Annotated in this window: 18 protein-coding genes; 13 read left to right on the top strand and 5 right to left on the bottom strand. The window is 68.9% G+C overall.

Going from position 1 to position 19,057, the window contains the following annotated elements; translation table 11 throughout:
* The first annotated feature begins 53 nt into the window (after nt 1–53).
* The 4 genes from KV397_RS13085 to KV397_RS13070 all read left to right on the top strand — a co-directional run bounded on the left by KV397_RS13085 (nt 54) and on the right by KV397_RS13070 (nt 3,439).
* Nucleotides 54–815, top strand: coding sequence for an ABC transporter ATP-binding protein (locus KV397_RS13085; RefSeq protein WP_261811444.1), 762 nt, complete (start codon nt 54–56; stop codon nt 813–815).
* On the top strand, nt 812–2,272 hold the full coding sequence (locus KV397_RS13080; RefSeq protein ID WP_261811443.1) for an ABC transporter permease: 1,461 nt from the start codon (nt 812–814) through the stop codon (nt 2,270–2,272). The genes KV397_RS13085 and KV397_RS13080 overlap by 4 nt, the downstream gene beginning before the upstream one ends.
* A gap of 18 nt (nt 2,273–2,290) precedes the next feature.
* A complete protein-coding gene (locus tag KV397_RS13075) occupies nt 2,291–2,950 on the top strand; it encodes a 2-phosphosulfolactate phosphatase (protein ID WP_248539771.1) in 660 nt (219 codons plus the stop codon).
* 66 nt (nt 2,951–3,016) lie between these two features.
* Nucleotides 3,017–3,439, top strand: a complete 423-nt coding sequence (locus KV397_RS13070) for a DUF3054 domain-containing protein (protein WP_261811442.1) — start codon at nt 3,017–3,019, stop codon at nt 3,437–3,439.
* A gap of 7 nt (nt 3,440–3,446) precedes the next feature.
* On the opposite strand, the gene KV397_RS13065 is transcribed toward KV397_RS13070, so the two are convergent.
* From KV397_RS13065 to KV397_RS13050, 4 genes are all read right to left on the bottom strand, one after another.
* Nucleotides 3,447–3,935 carry a SprT-like domain-containing protein gene (locus tag KV397_RS13065; protein ID WP_047520761.1) on the bottom strand — a complete coding sequence of 163 codons (489 nt, stop codon included), beginning with the start codon at nt 3,933–3,935 and terminating at the stop codon, nt 3,447–3,449.
* Between the two features lie 46 nt (nt 3,936–3,981).
* A complete protein-coding gene (locus KV397_RS13060) occupies nt 3,982–4,509 on the bottom strand; it encodes a hypothetical protein (RefSeq protein ID WP_047520763.1) in 528 nt (175 codons plus the stop codon).
* 111 nt (nt 4,510–4,620) lie between these two features.
* Nucleotides 4,621–5,481 (bottom strand): spermidine synthase, encoded by an 861-nt coding sequence (locus KV397_RS13055; RefSeq protein ID WP_131491787.1) that lies wholly within the window; start codon nt 5,479–5,481, stop codon nt 4,621–4,623.
* Nucleotides 5,482–5,510: 29 nt separating this feature from the next.
* Entirely contained in the window at nt 5,511–6,767 is a 1,257-nt protein-coding gene (locus tag KV397_RS13050) for an LCP family protein (RefSeq protein ID WP_153243619.1), read from the bottom strand.
* A 149-nt stretch (nt 6,768–6,916) separates the two neighbouring features.
* Between KV397_RS13050 and KV397_RS13045 the strand changes: the two genes are divergently transcribed.
* Genes KV397_RS13045 through KV397_RS13025 form a run of 5 tightly spaced genes read left to right on the top strand, consistent with a single transcriptional unit; the run spans nt 6,917 to nt 12,410 of the window.
* Nucleotides 6,917–8,203 carry a sugar ABC transporter substrate-binding protein gene (locus tag KV397_RS13045; RefSeq protein WP_261811441.1) on the top strand — a complete coding sequence of 429 codons (1,287 nt, stop codon included), beginning with the start codon at nt 6,917–6,919 and terminating at the stop codon, nt 8,201–8,203.
* A gap of 15 nt (nt 8,204–8,218) precedes the next feature.
* A complete protein-coding gene (locus KV397_RS13040; RefSeq protein WP_047520770.1) occupies nt 8,219–9,193 on the top strand; it encodes a carbohydrate ABC transporter permease in 975 nt (324 codons plus the stop codon).
* Nucleotides 9,190–10,023 (top strand): carbohydrate ABC transporter permease, encoded by an 834-nt coding sequence (locus tag KV397_RS13035; protein ID WP_047520772.1) that lies wholly within the window; start codon nt 9,190–9,192, stop codon nt 10,021–10,023. Before KV397_RS13040 ends, KV397_RS13035 begins: the two co-directional genes overlap by 4 nt.
* Nucleotides 10,020–11,531, top strand: a complete 1,512-nt coding sequence (locus KV397_RS13030; protein ID WP_261811440.1) for a glycoside hydrolase family 3 N-terminal domain-containing protein — start codon at nt 10,020–10,022, stop codon at nt 11,529–11,531. Before KV397_RS13035 ends, KV397_RS13030 begins: the two co-directional genes overlap by 4 nt.
* 12 nt (nt 11,532–11,543) lie before the next feature.
* A complete protein-coding gene (locus KV397_RS13025) occupies nt 11,544–12,410 on the top strand; it encodes a MurR/RpiR family transcriptional regulator (RefSeq protein ID WP_131491791.1) in 867 nt (288 codons plus the stop codon).
* 27 nt (nt 12,411–12,437) lie between these two features.
* Here KV397_RS13025 and KV397_RS13020 read toward each other — a convergent pair whose 3' ends face one another.
* Entirely contained in the window at nt 12,438–13,358 is a 921-nt protein-coding gene (locus tag KV397_RS13020; RefSeq protein ID WP_261811439.1) for a sugar kinase, read from the bottom strand.
* 163 nt (nt 13,359–13,521) lie between these two features.
* Between KV397_RS13020 and KV397_RS13015 the strand changes: the two genes are divergently transcribed.
* The 4 genes from KV397_RS13015 to KV397_RS13000 all read left to right on the top strand — a co-directional run bounded on the left by KV397_RS13015 (nt 13,522) and on the right by KV397_RS13000 (nt 19,001).
* Nucleotides 13,522–15,195 (top strand): ABC transporter substrate-binding protein, encoded by a 1,674-nt coding sequence (locus tag KV397_RS13015; protein ID WP_047520780.1) that lies wholly within the window; start codon nt 13,522–13,524, stop codon nt 15,193–15,195.
* A gap of 86 nt (nt 15,196–15,281) precedes the next feature.
* Nucleotides 15,282–16,286 carry an ABC transporter permease gene (locus tag KV397_RS13010; protein WP_047520782.1) on the top strand — a complete coding sequence of 335 codons (1,005 nt, stop codon included), beginning with the start codon at nt 15,282–15,284 and terminating at the stop codon, nt 16,284–16,286.
* 34 nt (nt 16,287–16,320) lie between these two features.
* Entirely contained in the window at nt 16,321–17,286 is a 966-nt protein-coding gene (locus tag KV397_RS13005; RefSeq protein ID WP_047520784.1) for an ABC transporter permease, read from the top strand.
* The gene (locus KV397_RS13000; protein WP_261811438.1) at nt 17,283–19,001 is read left to right on the top strand and encodes an ABC transporter ATP-binding protein; all 1,719 of its coding nucleotides are present in this window, start codon (nt 17,283–17,285) and stop codon (nt 18,999–19,001) included. The genes KV397_RS13005 and KV397_RS13000 overlap by 4 nt, the downstream gene beginning before the upstream one ends.
* The last annotated feature ends 56 nt before the right edge of the window (nt 19,002–19,057 follow it).

Here is a 19,057-nt window from a genome sequence, read left to right as displayed (position 1 = left end):
ATGATCCGCCCGGGCGATGACCCGCAGGCAGCGGCCGAAATAGCGTCGGAGGCATGGAGATCACGACCACCGACATGGGGCTCGCCGCCCGCGTCCAGCACCTGAAGAAGACCTACGGCTCGGGCGAGGGCACCGTCCGTGCGCTCGACGATGTCAGCGTGGGCATCCGCCGCGGACAGTTCACCGCGATCATGGGGCCCTCCGGCTCGGGGAAGTCCACCCTGATGCACATCATGGCGGGGCTCGACAGCCCCACGGAGGGCCGTGCGTGGATCGGCGACACCGAGATCACCGGGCTCGGTGACATCGACCTCACCATCCTGCGCCGCCGTCGCGTGGGCTTCATCTTCCAGGCGTTCAACCTCGTCCCCACGCTCGACGCACGCGCCAACATCATGCTGCCGTTCGAGCTCGACGGCCGGCGTCCGAGCGCGATCGAACGCGCCAGGATCGACGGTCTCATCGAGACCCTCGGCCTCGGCTCACGCTTGAACCACCGGCCCCATCAGCTGTCGGGCGGGCAGCAGCAGCGGGTCGCGATCGCCCGCGCTCTCGCCACCGCGCCCGACCTCGTGTTCGCGGATGAGCCCACCGGGAACCTCGACTCGAAGACAGGACGAGAGGTGTTGCGTCTGCTCGCCACGGCGAGCCGGGACCACGGGCAGTCCATCGCGATGGTCACGCATGACGCGATCGCTGCGAGTCACGCCGACCGCGTGTTGTACCTCGGAGACGGCCGCATCGTCGCGGACCACCCTCGGCAGACCGCGGAGGAGATCTCCGCGTACATGCTCGCCGCGGAGGTGGCCGCGTGACCGCCGTCGCGTCGGTCGTCCCTGAGAGTCGGGCGACCGGACCGCGTCTGGCCTGGCTGCGTGATCGCGGTATGGGCGCCAGCATACTGGTGGCCGCGCTGTCGGCCGCGTTCGGGGTGCTCCTCGTGGAGATCACCGCCTACATCGGCGCCGTGTTGCAGGCCGATCCGTTCATCGGCGACAGCGGGACGCTCGCGTTCGTCGTCGCGCTCCTGTCGGTGCTGCTGACGGTGGTCGCGATGTATGTCGCGGCGATCGTCACGGCGAACACCTTCTCGACGATCATCGCCGGGCGCACCCGGCAGATCGCTCTCCTCCGTCTGATCGGAGCGACGGCGCGCTCGCAGCGGGCCGAGGTGGGCACGCAGGGCCTCGTGGTCGGGCTGATCGGCGCGGGGCTCGGCCTTCTCGCCGGACTCGTGCTGGCGGCGATCGGGGTGCAGGTCGGCGCCCAGTTCCTCGACAACGTCCCGACCTCCTTCTCCCTCGCGCAGCCGTTCGTGGCGCTTCCGGCGGTCGGCGTGGCGCTCACCACCTGGGCCGCAGCCTGGGCCGGCTCGCGACGGGTGCTCTCGGTGACCCCGCTGCAGGCCCTCGGCGGCGCCGTGGAACGCACGCACGAGGAGGTCTCGGGCACGAAGGGACGACACATCGGCGCGTGGATCCTGCTCCTCACCGGTGCGGCACTGCTGGCCGGTGGGGTGGTGGTCGGCCTCATGACGCCCCTCGGCGTCGTGGTCGCCTTCTTCGGTGGGGTGCTCTCGTTCACCGGCCTGGCCCTCGGATCCGTGCTGTTCATGCCGCCCGTGCTGCGGTTGGTGGGGCGGATGTTCGGGTCGAGTGCCACCGCGCGACTCGCCGCCGAGAACGCACTGCGGTATCCGGAGCGCTCGTCGCGGATGGCGATCGGCGTGGTGATGGGGGTGACCCTGGTGACGATGTTCGCCGTCGCGCTCGAGTCCGCGAAGCGTCTGATGATGAGCCAGGTCACGGGAGAGGTCCCCGACGAGTTCTTCGCCCCGATGGATGCCTTCGCCGCGATCATGATGGTGCTCGTGGCCGTCTCCGCCGTGATCGCCGCGGTCGGCCTTGTGAACCTGCTCACGATCGGTGTCGTGCAGCGCCGTCGCGAACTCGGTCTGCTGCGCTCGATCGGTCTGTCCAACGGGCAGGTGCGGCGGATGGTCCTCTTGGAGGCGACGCACATCACCGTCGCGGCGACGCTGACCGGCCTCGTGCTGGGCATCGTGTACGGCTGGATCGCCGCGCAGTCGCTCCTGGGATCCGTCCCGACCCTGCCCGATTTCGTCCCCGCCGGCCTCGTGGCACCGCAGATCCCGTGGATCCCGGTGGCGATCATCGTCGCCTCCACGGCCGTGCTCACCCTCGTGGCCGCGGCGACGCCCACCCGCCTGGCGACGCGGGTGGCTCCGGTGGAGGCGCTCGCGGCGGACTGACGCCTCTAGGCTGGTCGGATGCCGTCGCCGTTCGATCAGTCCACGTATCAGGTCCGTCTCGAGTGGGGCACCGCGGGCCTCGCCCGCCTCGCCCCCACTGACATCGTGGTGGTCGTGGATGTGCTGCGGTTCTCCTCCACGGTCATCGATGCGGTGGTGTCCGGCACGGAGGTCGTGCTGGCGGAGGCGGAGGGCTGGTCGCGGAACGGCGCGGCAGTCGCCGCGGCGGCAGCACCGGATGCGACCGTGCTGATCGGCGGTGTTCGCAACGCCTCTGCCGTGGCACGCGCGGTGCAGACGCTCCAGGAGCGGCGGCAGGCGCGCACCTCGGTCGCGATCATCGCTGCGGGGGAGGCCGATGCGGAGGGAACGCTGCGGTTCGCGGTCGAGGACCAGCTCGGCGCGGGGGCGATCGTCCTGGCCCTCTCGGATCGCGGCATCGATCACACGGCCCCGGATGCGGCGGTCGCTGCCGAGGGGTTCCGTGCCCTGCGAGGCGCCCTGCGGCACATGATCGGCGCGAGCGGGTCAGGGCGCGAGCTCGCCGGGGGCGTCGAGGCGACCACCCGCATCGAGGCAGCCGGTCTGGTGCCGACGTCGACGACGGACGCTGCCGCGCTCGACGCGGTCGACGTCGTCCCGGTGCTGCGGGCGGGGGCGTTCGTCCCGTTCGCCTGATTCCCCGGCGAGGACTCGTGCGGCGAGGGAGGCTCCGGTTGGGCTCAGGGCACGTAGGGTCGTGGCATGAGGTACCTCCCTGCCGTCATCGTCGACATCGTGCTCGTGCTGGTCTTCGCTGTGATCGGCCGGGCCTCGCATGATGAGAACCCCGCCGGGTTCCTGCTCACCGCCTGGCCCTTCCTGATCGCGGTGCTCCTCGGGCATCTCCTCGCCGCTCTGCTCCCGGGCAGGCCGCGCCGCCCGTGGTCCGTCCTGTGGGGCGTGGTCGTGTGGATCGTGACGGTCGCAGGCGGAATGCTCATCCGCGTGCTCAGTGGTGACACCGCCGAGGTGCCGTTCATCATCGTCGCGACGCTGGTCCTCGGCGCGTTCCTCGTCGGCTGGCGCGGGATCGCGGCGTTGCTTCGCCGCCGACGTGGCGCCGCCCCTCACCACGACCTCGCGGACTCGACCGAGCAGGGTGACCCAGGCGACTCGGTCACCTGAGTCGCGGTCAGCGCGGCATCTGCGCGGCGAGACGCACGTCGGACGAGATCTCGCGCCGCGTCCAGGCGAACAGGTGTCGGGCGTCGTAGGTGCGCGAACAACGCGCGCATGAAGTGGGGCGGGTCGGTCGGCGGTGGCGGTACGTCACGTGACCCGCGGGACAGCTTCCCACCCAGGGGGCGAGCTCGACGGCGGTCTCTCCGTGGTGCGTCGTGCCGCCGACGTATCCGAGGTCGCGCGCGACGCGCTTCCACGCCGGTCCGTGCGCCGCCGCGTGACCGGCGAGGGCGTGCGCGACCTCGTGCAGCAGCACCTGGTGGATCTCGTCGTCATCGAACCGCGCGGCCAGATAGCGCGAGACCGTGATGCGCTGTTTCGTGTAGTCGCACTGCCCGGCACGGCGCTTGGCATTGTCGAAGCCGAAGGACCAGCTGTCATCGAGATGCAGCGTGATCAGTGCTTCGCCCCAGACACGCACACGGTCGAGTTCCGCCATGCGATCAGGGTAAGCCATGCGACCGACATCGCGGTCGCGGGAGGACTCAGCCCGCGATGAGCTGCGAGGGACGATGCCGCTCGGCCGCTTCGATCGCGAGCAGCGCGGTCTCCAGTTCGCTGTCCTGTGCACCGGACTCGCGACGCAGGAACAGCGACTGCTTGAAGCTCTCCCGGGCGGTCTCGAAGTCCCCGGCGTCGTAGGCGTTCTTGCCGTGGTGCTGATACGCGAAGGCCGCGATCGACAGCCACCGTTGTCCCTCGGCCTCGGTCGCGCAGGTCGCCAGCTCCTGTTCGGCAGCAGCATGCGCTCCCCGATACTGCAGGATCGTCGCGTGCAGCACGCGAGCGCGGAGCACGTCCTTGCGGGTGCCGGCCATGCGCGCCTGGCGGACGGTCTCGTCGGCCAGCGCGAGCGCCTCATCCAGGCGGTCGAGCACTTTCAACAGCCAGACCCGCTCCAGCAGTGCGGGCAGGCTCCGCTGCCCCTCGATCTCCGCGAGACGGGTCGCGCACTCGTCGAGATCGACCACCTCGCGGAGGGTCTCCTGGTCGTATCCCCGGATGAAACTCATTGCTCTCCTTCCGCAGCGTCCCCGTCCAGTCTGCCTTCCGGTCGCGGGGTCGTCCCGGCGGCGCGCCCTGGTCGCCGCATCCGGCGTCGTCGCTGTGCCGGATAGGCCGGCTCAGCGCAGGAACAGCGAGGCGTCGGGACGCGGTGAGGCGACGGCATCCGCATCCGTGACGATGCGGGCGCCCTGGGTAAACGTCTCGACCTCGGCGCCTTGGGCGATCTTCGCGGGGTGGGGGCCGGCGGCGAGAATCCGCGGCAGCCATTCCGTCGGCAGGGGAGCGGCGGACGCCGCGATCACGAGGTTCCCGAATCGTCTGCCCTTGAGCACCTGGGTGTCGGCGAGCACGGCGACCTCCGGGAGGACCTCCGCGATCGTCGCCGTCTGGCGCCGGGCGAAGGCGAGGCCGGGACCGTCGGCGACGTTGACGAGGAGCACGCCGCCGGGAGCCAGCAGCTCCGCGAGCTCGCGGTAGAACTCGACGCTGGTGAGGTGTGCGGGCGTCTGTGCTCCCGAGTAGACGTCGGAGACGACGAGGTCGCAGTTCGTCCGCAGTGCGTTCGGGAGCTTCGTGACGCCCGCCCGCGCGTCGCCGATCCTGATCCGGATGGAGGCGCCCTTCGGCAGCGGGAGGTGCTCCCGGACCAGCTGTGCCAGCGGAGCCTCCAGCTCGATGACCTGCTGGCGGGAGCCGGGGCGCGTCGCTTCGATGTAGCGGGGGATCGTCATCGCGCCGGCGCCGAGGTGCACGGCGGTCAGCGGGCCTGCGGCGAGCTGGTCGATCACCGCCCCCATGCGCACGATGTACTCGAAGTGCAGGTGCGTCGGGTCGTCGAGGTCGACGTGCGACTGCGGGGTGCCGTCGACGATCAGCTCGAAGCCCGTGGTGAACTCCGACGGCATGACACCGGCGATGCCGCCATGATCGAGTCGGGCCTGCGGGTGCTCGGTGTCGCGCGATCTCGTCCGGCCCATGGGCACGAGCCTACGCTCCGGGGAGGGGCTCAGCGCAGCTTGCCGTTGGCGCACGTCTCCTGCTCGACCGTCTGGCCGGAGATGGCCGGGTCGAGCGTGGCACGCGGCGAGGGTGTCCCGGTGGGAGGCACCTCGGTCGCCGGTGCCTCCGGATCGGTTCCCGGCGCGGGGTCGACGAGCTCGACGCCGCCGTTGTTGCTGGCCTTGCCCGTCAGCTGCACCGACTGGCCGGCCTTCAGCGCATCCCAGATCGTCGCGGCAGCCTCGCGGTTGGGGATGACGCGGTCGGAATCGTCCGGGTCCTCGAACACGGGGTACTGCACGAAGACGAACTCGGAGAACGGCACGTCCTTGATGGAGAGGGCGAGCTGGGCCAGACGCACCGGGTTGGCCAGCTGGTCGCTCGGGTCGATGTTGTCGACGACGGTGTTGGCGAGTCCGAGCACCTTGCCGGGGTCGGTGAGGACCTCGTCGCTCATGATCTTCTTCACCAGGCGCGACATGTACTGCTGCTGGTTCGACACCCTCGCCATGTCGCTCTCGTCGCCGACGCCGTGCCGCGTGCGGATGAACTGGAGGGCTTCGTAGCCGGAGACGGTGCGGGGGCCTGGCGCCCAGTCGAGAGCGGTGTGGCTGTCTCGGATGCCGTCGCCGCCGATGCACACCTCGACGCCGCCGATCGCATCGGTCACCTCCATCACGCCGTCGAAGTCGATCTTCGCGGCGAAGGGGATCTCCATGCCCGTGAGCTCGGTCACCGTCTTCGCCACGCAGGACAGTCCTGCTCGCTGGAAGATCGAGTTGATCTGCGTCTTGCTCGTGGCCGAGGCGACGGATCCGTCGGGCAGGGTGCACTCCGGCGTCTCGAGCATCAGATCACGAGGGAGCGAGATCGCCGTGACCTTGCGGGGTTCCGCCGACACGTGCACGAGCAGGTTCACGTCGTTGAGGATCCCGCCGTCAGCCTCGGAGCAGCGCTCACCCAGCAGGCCCGTCGACACCGCACCGCACTCGTCGGTCCCGATGATGAGCATGCTGAACTCGCCGGGGTAGGCACTGATCGAGGGCGGCTCGACCTCCGGCGCACCCTCCAGCGTGACGGCACCGTCGTTGAATCGGTTGAAGTAGTCGGTCACGACGAAAGCGGCGACGGCGATCGCGGAGACGAGCACGACGCCCAGCGTGATTCCGGCGATCTTCAGGAAACCTCTGGCGGGCCCGGGAGAGGGGAGCGTCGCGTGGCGGGCGACCGTCGAACGGTCCTTGTCGGGAGTGCGGCGAACCATCCGGGGAGCCTACCGGGGGAAGCTGATGTTACGGCCATATGACGATTGTGGGAGCAACTTGCAGGGAATTAGTTAGTCGTGGATACTTTTTCCTAACCCCCGGTGAGTACCCGATGCTTTCCAGGACTTTCAAAGAGGAGATCCCCGCAATGCACAAGCGCATTCTCTCGGCCGTGGCGCTCGGCGCCGTGGCCACGCTCGCCCTCGCCGGCTGCGCCGGCGGCAGCGACACCGGTTCGGCCGACGGTGAGGGCAAGGAGCTCACCGTCTGGATCATGAAGGGCACCAACCCCGACGCGACCGCCTTCTACGACGACGTCTCGGCAGCCTTCGAGAAGGAGACCGGTGCGACGGTCAAGATCGAGGAGATCCAGTGGGCCGACGCTCACGATCGCTTCGTGACCTCCATCGCCGGTGGCACGACCCCCGACATCGCCGAGACCGGCACCACCTGGACCGCCGAGTTCGCCGACGCCGGAGCACTCCTCCCGATCGACGAGTACGTCGACGGTGAGAAGGACCTGCGCGGCGACCTGGTCGAGGGCCTCGAGGTCGCCGGCACCTACGACGGTGAGCTCTACGGCATGCCCTGGTACGCCGGCGTCCGCTCGCTCGTCTACCGCGCCGACGTGTTCGAGGAACTCGGTCTCGACGCTCCGAAGACGTGGGACGACATCGTCGCCGCGGGTGACGCGATCAAGGCGGCCAAGCCCGACATGCTGCCGTTCCCGGTTCCGGGTGACGCCGAGTTCCAGGTCTACCCCTGGGTCTGGGGTGCCGGCGGCGAGATCGCCACGAAGGACGGCGACACCTGGACGAGCGAGCTCGACAGCCCCGAGTCGCAGGCGGGCATCGAGTTCTACACGGGCCTGGCGACCGAGCACGGCTTCTCCTCCGCAGGTGCCACCACCTGGAAGGAGACCGACCTCCGCGACGCGTTCACCCAGGGCAACGTCGCCATGATGCTCTCCGGCTCCTGGACGCCGAACTCGCTCATCGAGGCGAACCCCGAGCTCGAAGGCAAGATCGGCGCCGCGGTCATCCCCGGCGAAGACGGCGGCATCGCCCCGTCCGTGCTGGGCGGATCGCACCTCTCGATCTTCAACACGACCAAGAACGCCGACCTGGCGTGGGAGTTCGTGAAGCTCGTCACCACCGGTGAGTTCGCCGAGCAGTGGTCGAACGAGACCGGCTACTTCCCGGGCGTGCAGTCCGCGATGGAGGAGGCCCTCGCCTCGACCGACCCGCTCGTCGCACCGTTCGCCGAGCAGATGGTCGACGGCGGCGCATCCGTGCCGGTCACCCCGAACTTCGGCGCCGTGCAGGCGAAGAAGACGACCAACTCCATGATCCAGGCCATCCTCAGCGGGCAGAAGGACGTCGCCACCGCGACGAAGGACGCCGCCGCCGAGATGACCGCACTGCTCAACCAGTAAGGAAGCATCCCTTCCATGTCGATGGTGCAAGCGCCACTGCCGGCCACGAAGGCGGAGTCCACCTCCGCCTCCGTGGCCGGCGGCCGGAAGCGACGCGGTCTCTCGATCGTCGCGGCCCGCCCCTGGCTCCTTCTCGCGCCCGGGCTGGCCATCCTCGCGGTGCTCATGCTCTGGCCGCTCGTCCAGGTGTTCATCTACTCGCTGCAGGACTACGGCCTGCGTGAGATCAACACCGGGGAGAACAACTGGATCGGCTTCGACAACTATGTCGAGGCGCTCACCAACCCGACTCTCTGGACGGTGGTGCTGCCCAACACGGTCGGGTTCGCCGCTGTCGCGGTGTTCGTCACCGTGGCCGTCGGCACGCTCGTGGCCCTGCTCCTCGCGCGCCTCGGCACGACCTGGCGGGTCATCGTCTCCAGCTGCATCATGGTCGCGTGGGCGATGCCCGCCGTGACCGGCACGTACGTCTGGACCTTCATCTTCGATGCCGACCGCGGCATCTTCAACCAGGTCCTCATGGACCTCGGTCTCATGAGCGATCCGGTCAACTGGTTCACCAACCAGTGGTCGTTCTACGCCATCGTGCTCCTCAACGTGGTCCACCACGGCTTCCCGTTCGTGGCGATCACCGTGCTGGCCGGCCTCCTCGGCGTCTCGAAGGAGATGCTCGAAGCCGCAGCGCTCGACGGTGCGGGCGCCTGGCGCCGCTTCTGGAAGATCATCTTCCCGACGCTCAGGCCCGTGTTCTCGGTCGTGATCATCCTCTCGACCATCTGGGACTTCAAGGTCTTCGCACAGGTGTACCTGATGCCCGGCGGCGGGGGTGGCAACCGTCAGGTGCTGAACCTCGGTGTCTGGTCCTACGTCGAGTCCTTCGGACAGAACCGCTACGGATTCGGTGCCGCTCTCGCCGTGCTGCTCACCCTCGTGCTCATCGGCATCACGATCGTCTACATCCGCTCCCTCATGAAGGAGGACGAGCTGTGAACCCGCGTCCGAGGCTCCGCTCCCGCATCGGCACCGGCATCGCGGTCGCCGCGGTCCTGATCTTCACCCTGTTCCCCGTCTACTGGATGGTCTCGAGCGCCTTCGACGCCAAGGCCTCCAGCGGTGGGCAGTCGTTGGTCCCCCAGGAATTCACGTGGGACAACTTCGCCTTCGTCTTGACCGAGGGGGGCTTCGGCACCTACCTCCGCAACTCGGCGATCGTCGCGCTCGTCACTGTGCTCGTCAGTGCGCTCGTGTGTCTGCTCGCCGCGGTCGCGGTCGCGCGCTTCAAGTTCAAGTTCCGCACCATGATCCTGATGATGATCCTCATCGTGCAGATGGTGCCGCTCGAGGCGCTCGTCATCCCGCTCTTCCTCCAGGTCAAGAGCCTCGGTCTGCTCAACAGCATCCTCGGACTCATGGTCGTGTACGTCGCGCTGTCCCTCGCGTTCGGCATCTGGATGCTGCGCGGCTTCGTGGCGGCCGTCCCCGTCGAGCTCGAAGAGGCCGCGTACATCGACGGCGCGAGCTGGTGGCGGATGTTCCGTTCGGTGCTGCTGCCCCTGGTCATGCCCGGTCTGGTCGCGACGAGCATCTTCAGCTTCATCACCGCGTGGAACGAGTTCATCTTCGCGATGACGATCCTCGGCGCGCAGACCGACCAGTACACGGTCTCGATCGGTCTGAAGTCGTTCTTCGGCCTCTACTCCAACGACTGGGGCAGCATCATGGCGGCCTCGACCATCATCACGGTCCCGGTCATGATCTTCTTCGTCCTCGTGCAGCGCAAGCTCGCCTCGGGCATGGTCGCAGGAGCGGTGAAGGGATGACCGACGAGCTCGAGCGCCTCGCGAACGGTGTGCTGTGGCCGGGATTCTTCGGCACCGAAGCACCCGAGTGGTTGCGCCAGGAACTGCGCGACGGCCTCGCCGGCGTGGTGTACTTCGGCCAGAACGTCGGCGAAGGACTCCCGGCCTTGAGCGCAGAGATCCTCGACGCGAACCCGAACGCCCTGATCGGCATCGACGAAGAGGGCGGCAGCGTCACGCGCCTCGAATCCGCCACCGGCTCCACCGTGCCCGGAGCCGCTCAGCTCGGGCTCCTCGACGATCTGGTCGCCTCGGAGCGGACCGGCGCGGAACTCGCCCGGCGGGTGCGTGCGGTCGGCGCGAACGTCGTGCTCGGTCCAGTCGCCGACGTCAACACCGACCCTCGCAACCCGGTGATCGGCGTGCGGGCCTTCGGTGACGACGAGGCGCTCGTCTCCCGTCACGTGGTCGCGACGATCGACGGCATCCAGGACTCCGCGGTCGCCGCGTGCGTGAAGCACTTCCCCGGCCACGGCGACACCCACCTCGACTCGCACCACTCCCTTCCCGAGATCACTCTCGACGTCGAGGAGTTCGAACGGGTGCACCTGGAGCCGTTCCGCGCGGCGGTCGATGCCGGCGTCGATGCCGTGATGACCGCCCACATCGTGGTCCCGGCGTGGGGCGAGCAGCCCGCGACGCTCAACCCCCGCGTGCTCGGAAAGCTGCGCGACTGGGGCTATGACGGCGTCATCATCACGGATGCGCTGGACATGGCCGCCATCCGCGAGACGGTCGGACTCGGCGGGGGAGCGGCGCTCGCCCTCGCTGCCGGCGCCGACCTCCTCTGCATCGGCAACCCGACCAACCCGGGTGACGCCGCGCTTGTGGATCAGGACGAACGGGACTTCCACGCGGCCAGGGACGGGATCGTCGCCGCGTTGCGCGACGGCTCGCTCTCCCGTGCGCGCGTGGAGGAGGCGGCCGCTCGCGTCGCCGCACTCGCCACCAAGCTGCGCGCCGCCGCAGAGCTCGGGCACGACGACCCGGACGACTACGACGCCGCGGAGATCGTGCGTCGGACGGTGACGATCTCCGGCGATGCCCCCGAGGCAGCCACGGCCCTCGCGGTCATCGACGCGCGCCGCCGGTCGACCCTCGCCGTCGACAGTGCGGGATCGTACGTGGCGAATGCCCTCGCCGCAGACGGACTCCGTGTGCGCCTGGACGTCGCGTCCGCCGACCTGCCGGAGCAGGACCGTGTGCTCGACGAGGTCACGGCGGCGCCCGGTACGACGGTGCTGCTGATCGACAGACCCGACACGGATGCCGCGCAGCGCTCTCTCGTCGAGCGGGCGGCTGTCCGTGATCCCGGAGCGGTCGTCGTCAACGTCGGTCTTCCGACGCGGAGTCCCCTTCCGCTGCCCACCATCGAGGTCGCCGCTGCCAGTAGGCTCGGTGCGCAGATGGCGAGGGAAGCACTCCTGGGGCGCTTCGCCGTGAAGCAGAGGATGAACAGCGCCGGCTGAGACAGGACCCCCATGGACGATGACGTTCTCGCTCGGGTGCGACGCTCCCTTCCGAAGGTGAGTGCCGCAGAGGCACGGGTTGCCGAGACGATCCTCGGAGACCCCACGCTCGTCGTGGACCTCGCGATCAACGATCTCGCCCAGCTCTGCCGCACGTCCCTGTCGACGGTCGCCCGCTATGCCCAGTCCCTGGGCTACTCCGGGTACCGGGAACTCCGGGTCGCGGTCGCGCGTGCCATCACGCTCGCGCAGGCGCAGCAGGCGCGCTTCGGCCTGGACACCACGGCGATCGACAGGGAGGACGGGCCGACGGCCATCGCGGCCAAGCTCGCCGCGCAGGAGATCGACGCGATCGAGCAGACCGCGCTCGCCCTCGATGCCGATGCCCTCGACCGGGTCGCCCGCGCGGTGGTCGGTGCACGGCACATCGATCTCTTCGGGCAGGCGGCGTCGTCCCTGACGGCGCAGGACCTGCTGCTGAAGCTGTCTCGCATCGGATGCTCGGTCTCGCACTCCTCGGATCCGCATCTCGCGGTGACCGCCGCCGCTCTGCGCACCACCGGTGATGTGGCGATCGCGTTCTCGCACGGCGGCGAGACCGCCGAGACGATCCGTGCTCTCGACGTCGCGCGCGACGCCGGAGCCCTGGCGGTCGCGGTGACCAGCGTGGCCGATTCACCGGTGGCGCTCGCGGCGGATGTCGTGCTGCTCACGCACGCGCGGGAGTCGCCGTTCCGGATGGCCGCGATGTCGAGCCGTATCGCCCAGCTCGCCCTGGTCGACGTGCTCTTCGTCCGCGTCGTGCAGCACAGCGGCGAACCGGTGGCCGTGTCGTTGCAGCGCACGCACGACGCGGTGCCGTCGCGACGGAGGCCCTGAGGCCACTCTTCCTGGACCGAGGGCGTGTCAGTCGACGTGGTCGCGGGTGCTGACGAGCGCGCGCGTCGCGATGCGGTGTCCGCGGGCGAGGCTTCCCGTGAGCGAGAGTCCGGTGAGGACGCCGGCCAGGAATCCGGCGGCGAAGGCATCCCCGGCACCGATCGTCTCGACGACCGGGGCGTCGAGCGCTTCACTCTCAGCACGTTCGGTGCCGTCGTAGGCGACGGCGCCGCCGGAGTCGGTGACCAGCAGGTACCGGGGCTCGGGGAAGAGCACACGGAGCTCCTGCGGGTCACTGGTCCCGAACACCGCCTCGGCGTCGGGACGGGTGCAGAACACGATGTCGGCCCGGCGGGCGAAGTCCGACACGACCGACTTCCCCTCCGCCACGCGGCCACGCCACAGCGCGGGCCGCCAGTTCAGGTCGAAGCTGAGCAGACTGTCGGGACGCCGGTCGGCGAGCAGCGATTCCTGCGCCGCGAGTGCCGATGCGGACAGGGCCGGGGTGATTCCGGAGGTGTGAACGAGCGCCGCCTCGGCGAGGAGTGCGGAGGTCCTCGGCTCGGCCAACGTCTGCGGGGACATCGCCGAGGCCGCGGAACCCGACCGGTAGTAGTGCATCGTGCCGTCGACCGCGCCATCCGCTCGCGGGGCGAGCTCCTTCACATAGAGTCCGGTCGGCGCGTCGGCGTCGACCTGCACCGCGGAATCGTCGACGCCGTGGGCGCGCAGCTCCGCCCTGAGGAAGCGACCGAACCCGTCATCGCCGACGCGCGAGACGACGGCGGTGCGGATACCGGCGGACGCCAGGGCGATCGCGGTGTTCCACTCGGCTCCCGCGAGGGAGCGGTGGAAGGTCCGGCAGTCCTCGAGCGGTCCCGCGGCGGCCGCGACCAGGGCGACCATACCTTCTCCGAAGCAGACGGCGAGCGTGGGGGAGTCGGGCACGATCTGGACACTACCGGATCGACGCCGGTCGCGCCGATACCGGATTGCAACCTGGATGCGTTTGGTATCTGAGGATCCGCTGGGTACCGTCTAGTCATCACCGTCCCCGAGGCGAAGAGGCTTCGGGACGCGCAAAGAAGCGCCCGACAGGGAAGGTCACACAATGCACCAATCAGTCAAGCGTCGGCGAGGTCTCATCGCCGCAGCCGGAGCCACGATCGCCGCTCTCGCCCTCGCCGGGTGCGTCGCGAGCGAACGAGGGGATGACGGCGCCGAGGGCTCCGGCGACGTGGACGGGACGTTCGTCTTCGCGGCGTCCTCCGACCCGGCGAGCCTCGACCCCGCGTTCGCGCAGGACGGCGAGAGCTTCCGCGTCTCGCGTCAGATCTTCGAGGGTCTCGTCGGCACCGAGCCCGGCACCGCCGACCCCGCGCCGCTCCTCGCCGAGAAGTGGGAGTCGTCCGAGGACGGCATGTCGCACACGTTCACGCTGAAGGAGAACGTGACCTTCCAGGACGGGACGCCGTTCAACGCCGAGGCCGTCTGCGCCAACTTCGACCGCTGGTTCAACTGGACCGGTCTGGCCGCCTCTGAGGCCTTCGGCTACTACTACAACAAGCTCTTCAAGGGGTACGCCTCCAACGCGGCGGATGCCGTCTACAAGTCGTGCACCCCGGACGGCGACTACTCGGTCACGGTCGACCTGAACAAGCCGTTCGCCGGCTTCGTCGCTTCCCTCTCGCTGCCCTCGTTCGCCATGCAGAGCCCGTCGGCCATGCAGGAGTTCGGCGCCGACGACGTCAGTGGTTCTGCCGAGGCACCGCAGCTGTCCGAGTACGCGATGGGACACCCAGTGGGTACCGGGCCGTACCAGTTCGAGGAGTGGGCACCGGGCGAGCAGGTCACGCTCACGGCCTACGACGACTACTGGGGCGATGCCGGTCAGATCGACGAGATCATCTTCCGCACGATCGATGACCCGACCGCCCGCCGCCAGGCACTCGAGTCCGGCTCGATCGACGGCTACGACCTCGTCGGCCCCGCCGACACCAAGGCCCTCGCCGACGACGGGTTCACGATGGTCTCGCGCCCGCCGTTCACGATCCTGTACCTCGCGTTCAACCAGGCCGTCCCGGAGCTCCAGGACCCGAAGGTCCGTGAGGCGCTGTCGTACGCCGTCGACAAGGACGCCCTGATCAGCCAGGTGCTCCCCGAGGGCACGCAGAAGGCGATCGAGTTCGTCCCCGAGGTCGTCAACGGCTACAACCCGGACGTGACGACCTTCGACTACGACCCCGAGAAGGCCAAGTCGTTGCTGGCCGAGGCGGGCTACGACGAGGCGAACCCGCTGAAGCTGACGTTCAACTACCCGGTCAACGTCTCTCGTCCCTACATGCCGGACCCCGAGCAGATCTACACGGTCCTGTCGTCGCAGCTCTCCGAAGTCGGCGTGGAGACCACCCCGGTCTCGGAGGAGTGGGTCGAGTACCTCGACCGCACCACCGGCACGGCCGACCACGGCATCCACCTGCTGGGCTGGACCGGTGACTACAACGACACCGACAACTTCGTCGGCGTCTTCTTCGGACAGAAGAGCTCCGAGTGGGGCTTCGACAACCCGGAGCTGTTCCAGAAGCTGACCGAGGCGCGCGGCGTCTCCAACCTCGAGGAGCAGACCGCGCTGTACGAGGAGATCAACGAGATGGTCGCCACGTTCATCCCCGGTGTCCCGCTCGCACACCCGGCGCCGACCCTGGCGTTCGACCCGCGCGTGGAGAGCTACCCGGCCAGCCCCGTGAACGACGAGGTCTTCACCGACATCGTCCTCACCAAGTAGGCCTGACCGTGTGATACGTCGAGCCCCGGTCCCGCGCACTCCGCGGGACCGGGGAGCGGCGTACCTTCCGATCGACGGAGATCTTCGTGCTGCGCACCATCGGCAGGCGACTGCTGTTCCTCATCCCCACCCTGTTCGGGCTCAGCATCCTGCTGTTCGCCTGGGTCAGGGCCCTTCCCGGCGGCCCCGCGGTCGCCCTCCTCGGTGAGAAGGCCACCCCCGAGGCCATCGCCAGGGTCAACGAGCTGTACGGCTTCGACGAGCCGATCATCCAGCAGTACTTCACCTGGATCGGCCGACTCCTGCAGGGCGACTTCGGAACGTCCATCCAGACGAACCGGCCGGTGACGGAGGAGTTCCTCCGCCGGTTCCCCGCGACGCTGGAGCTGAGCGTCATGGCGCTCATCTTCGCGGTCGGCATCGGTATCCCGCTGGGCTACTGGGCGGCCCGCCGTCACGGCAAGTTCACCGACCACGCATCGGTCGTGCTGAGCCTCGTCGGCATCACGATCCCGGTGTTCTTCCTGGCGTTCATCCTGAAGTACGTGTTCGCCGTGCAGCTGGGCTGGCTGCCGTCTGACGGACGACAGGATCCTCGAATAGACGCCACGCATCCCACGGGGTTCTATGTGTGGGACGGCATCATCACCGGTGAATTCGACGCCGCATGGGACGCGATCCTGCATCTGATCCTGCCGGCCCTCGCGCTCGGGACGATCCCGCTCGCGATCATCGTGCGCATCACCAGGGCGAGCGTGCTGGAAGTCCAGAACGCGGACTACGTGCGCACCGGTCGGGCGAAGGGCGTCGGTTCCCCGACGCTGCGCAACCGCTTCATCCTGCGCAACGCCATGCTCCCGGTGATCACCACGATCGGCCTGCAGACCGGACTCCTGATCTCCGGGGCGGTGCTCACCGAAACGGTGTTCGCCTTCCCCGGCATCGGCTCGTTCCTGGCGAGGGCGATCTTCACCAGGGACTTCCCGGTCCTTCAGGGTTTCATCATCTTCATCGCGATCGCGTACGCGCTGATCAACCTGGCGGTCGATGTCTCCTACAGCTTCATCGACCCGAGAGTGAGGGTGCAGTGATGTCCCTCTCCATCGTCCGAAAGGAGGCGGTCGCATGAGCATCCCTCTTCCGCCCGCCCAGGGGCCATCGGCAGAGAGCGGCGGCGGCATCGACACCGTCGCGATCGCGCAGGCCGACCTGAAGAAGAGCTCCGGCGGATTCTGGCAGGACGTGTTCCGCCGCCTCCGTCGTAATCCCACGGCCTGGATCGGCGCCGTCATCGTGCTGCTGTTCCTGCTCGTCGCCGCACTCGCCCCCTGGCTGGCTCCGTACCCGGAGACGGCGCTTCCCGGGGCGAAGTACATCACGCCGACCCACATCCCCGGTCCGGGGGAGCTGCCGGAGTTCCCGCTCGGCCTCGACCGGTTTGGCGGGGACGTGCTGTCGAAGCTGATCTGGGGCGCGCAGGCATCACTCCTGATCGGTGTCATCTCCACCGCGATGGGCCTTGTCGGCGGCATGATCCTCGGCCTCATCGCCGGGACGTTCGGCGGCTGGGTCGACACCGTGATCATGCGCGTGGTCGACATCATCCTCTCGGTGCCGAACCTGCTGCTCGCGGTGTCGATCGCCGCGATCCTCGGACAGACCCCGTTCGCCGTGATGATCGCCATCGGTGCGTCCCAGGTGCCGATCTTCGCGCGGCTGCTCCGTGCGTCGATGCTGCAGCAGCGTTCGAGTGACTACGTCCTGTCGGCGCAGACGCTCGGCCTCGGCCGCGGCAAGATCACCATGTCGCACGTGCTCCCCAACGCCATCGGCCCCGTGATCGTGCAGGGGACGCTGACGCTCGCGACCGCCGTGATCGATGCGGCGGCGCTGTCGTTCCTCGGTCTCGGCGGCGGCGGCCCCGCGACGGCCGAGTGGGGGCGCATGCTCACCTACGCACAGTCCGAACTCGCGATCGCCCCGTGGCTCGCGTTCCTCCCCGGCATCTGCATCGCCGTCACGGCGCTCGGCTTCACCCTCCTCGGCGAGGCGTTGCGCGAGGCGATGGACCCGCGGACGAGGGCGCGATGAACGCACGCGACGAAGGCGCGACGCGCGCCGTGAAGGAGAATCAGATGTCGACCGAGCCGTTGCTGTCCGTCCAAGGACTCGCCGTGGACTTCGCCACCATGGACGGGGTCGTGCACGCCGTCGAAGGTGTCGACCTCGAGATCCGTCCGGGCGAGACCGTCGCGATCGTGGGCGAGTCCGGTTCGGGCAAGTCGACCACCGCGATGGCGATCATCGGACTGCTCGCGGGTGGCGGGAAGGTGGCCTCCGGGAGCATCCGGCTCGATGGGAGGGACATCACGCACGCCTCCGAGAACGAGCTGCGCACGATCCGCGGCCGGGACATCGGTCTCGTGCCGCAGGATCCGATGTCGAACCTGAACCCGGTGGCCAAGATCGGCACGCAGGTCGCCGAGACGCTGCTCGCCCACGGTCTCGCGACCCGGCAGGATGTGCAGGCCAAGGTGGTGGAGGCACTCACGGCCGCGGGCCTTCCCGACCCGGAGCGGCGTGCGAAGCAGTACCCGCACGAGTTCTCCGGCGGCATGCGCCAGCGCGCGCTCATCGCGATCGGTCTGGCGTGCAAGCCGCGACTGCTGATCGCCGACGAGCCGACCAGCGCCCTGGATGTGACCGTGCAGCAGACCATCCTCGATCAGATCGGGCAGATGACCCGCGAGCTGGGAACGGCCGTGCTGCTCATCACCCACGACCTCGGGCTCGCCGCTGAGCGCGCGGAGCGCGTGATCGTGATGCACCGCGGCAAGGTCGTCGAGCAAGGTGCCGCGCGGCAGATCCTGGAGGATCCGCAGCATCCGTACACGCAGTCGCTGGTGAAGGCCGCTCCCTCGGTCGCCGCCGCCCGACTGCGGCCGGAGGCCTTCCGGGTGCAGGAGCGCACCGCAGAGACGGATGCCGCAGAGACGGATGCCGCCGGGACCGTCCCCGCCGACAACATCGTCGAGATCGAGAACCTCACCAAGGTGTACCCGGTGCGCGGGCGTGGCGAGGACTTCGTGGCCGTCGACGACGTGTCGCTGGTCATCCCGCGCGGGGAGACGGTCGCGATCGTGGGGGAGTCCGGCTCGGGGAAGACCACGACCGCGCGCATGCTGCTGAAGGTGATCGAGCCCACGAGCGGACTGATCCGCTACGAGGGCAAGGACATCTCGGCGCTCTCGCGGGCCGAGACGCGCGAGTTCCGCCAGCAGGTGCAGCCCATCTTCCAGGATCCGTACTCGAGCCTGAACCCGATGTTCACGATCGAGCGCCTGATCGCCGAACCTCTGGAGTTCTACAAGAGGGGCAGCGGAGCCGATCGACGCACGCGCGTACGGCAGCTGCTGGACGACGTGGCGCTGCCGCAGTCGATGCTGCGTCGCTACCCGTCCGAGCTGTCCGGAGGTCAGCGGCAGCGCGTCGCGATCGCGCGGGCCCTCGCGCTCTCTCCCGACGTGATCGTCTGCGACGAGCCGGTCTCGGCGCTCGACGTGCTGGTGCAGGACCAGATCCTCACGCTGCTCGGCGACCTGCAACGGGAGTACGGACTGAGCTATCTGTTCATCTCCCACGACCTCGCCGTGGTGCGACTGATCAGCGACTACGTCTGCGTCATGAAGGACGGCAGGCTCGTCGAGGCGGCGACGTCGGAGGAGATCTTCACCAACCCGCGGGACCCGTACACGCGGCGACTGCTGGCCTCGATCCCCGGCAACGAGCTGAACATCGCGTCCTGAGAGCACCGGGCCAGGGCTCATACCGCAGCTTCCCACATTGGTCAAGGACTGCGCTT

The organism is Microbacterium aurugineum, from assembly GCF_023101205.1.
Classification (GTDB): Bacteria; Actinomycetota; Actinomycetes; order Actinomycetales; family Microbacteriaceae; genus Microbacterium; species Microbacterium aurugineum.
The sequence above is the reverse complement of the archived record's forward strand: the minus strand, read 5'-3'. Positions and strand labels throughout refer to the sequence as shown.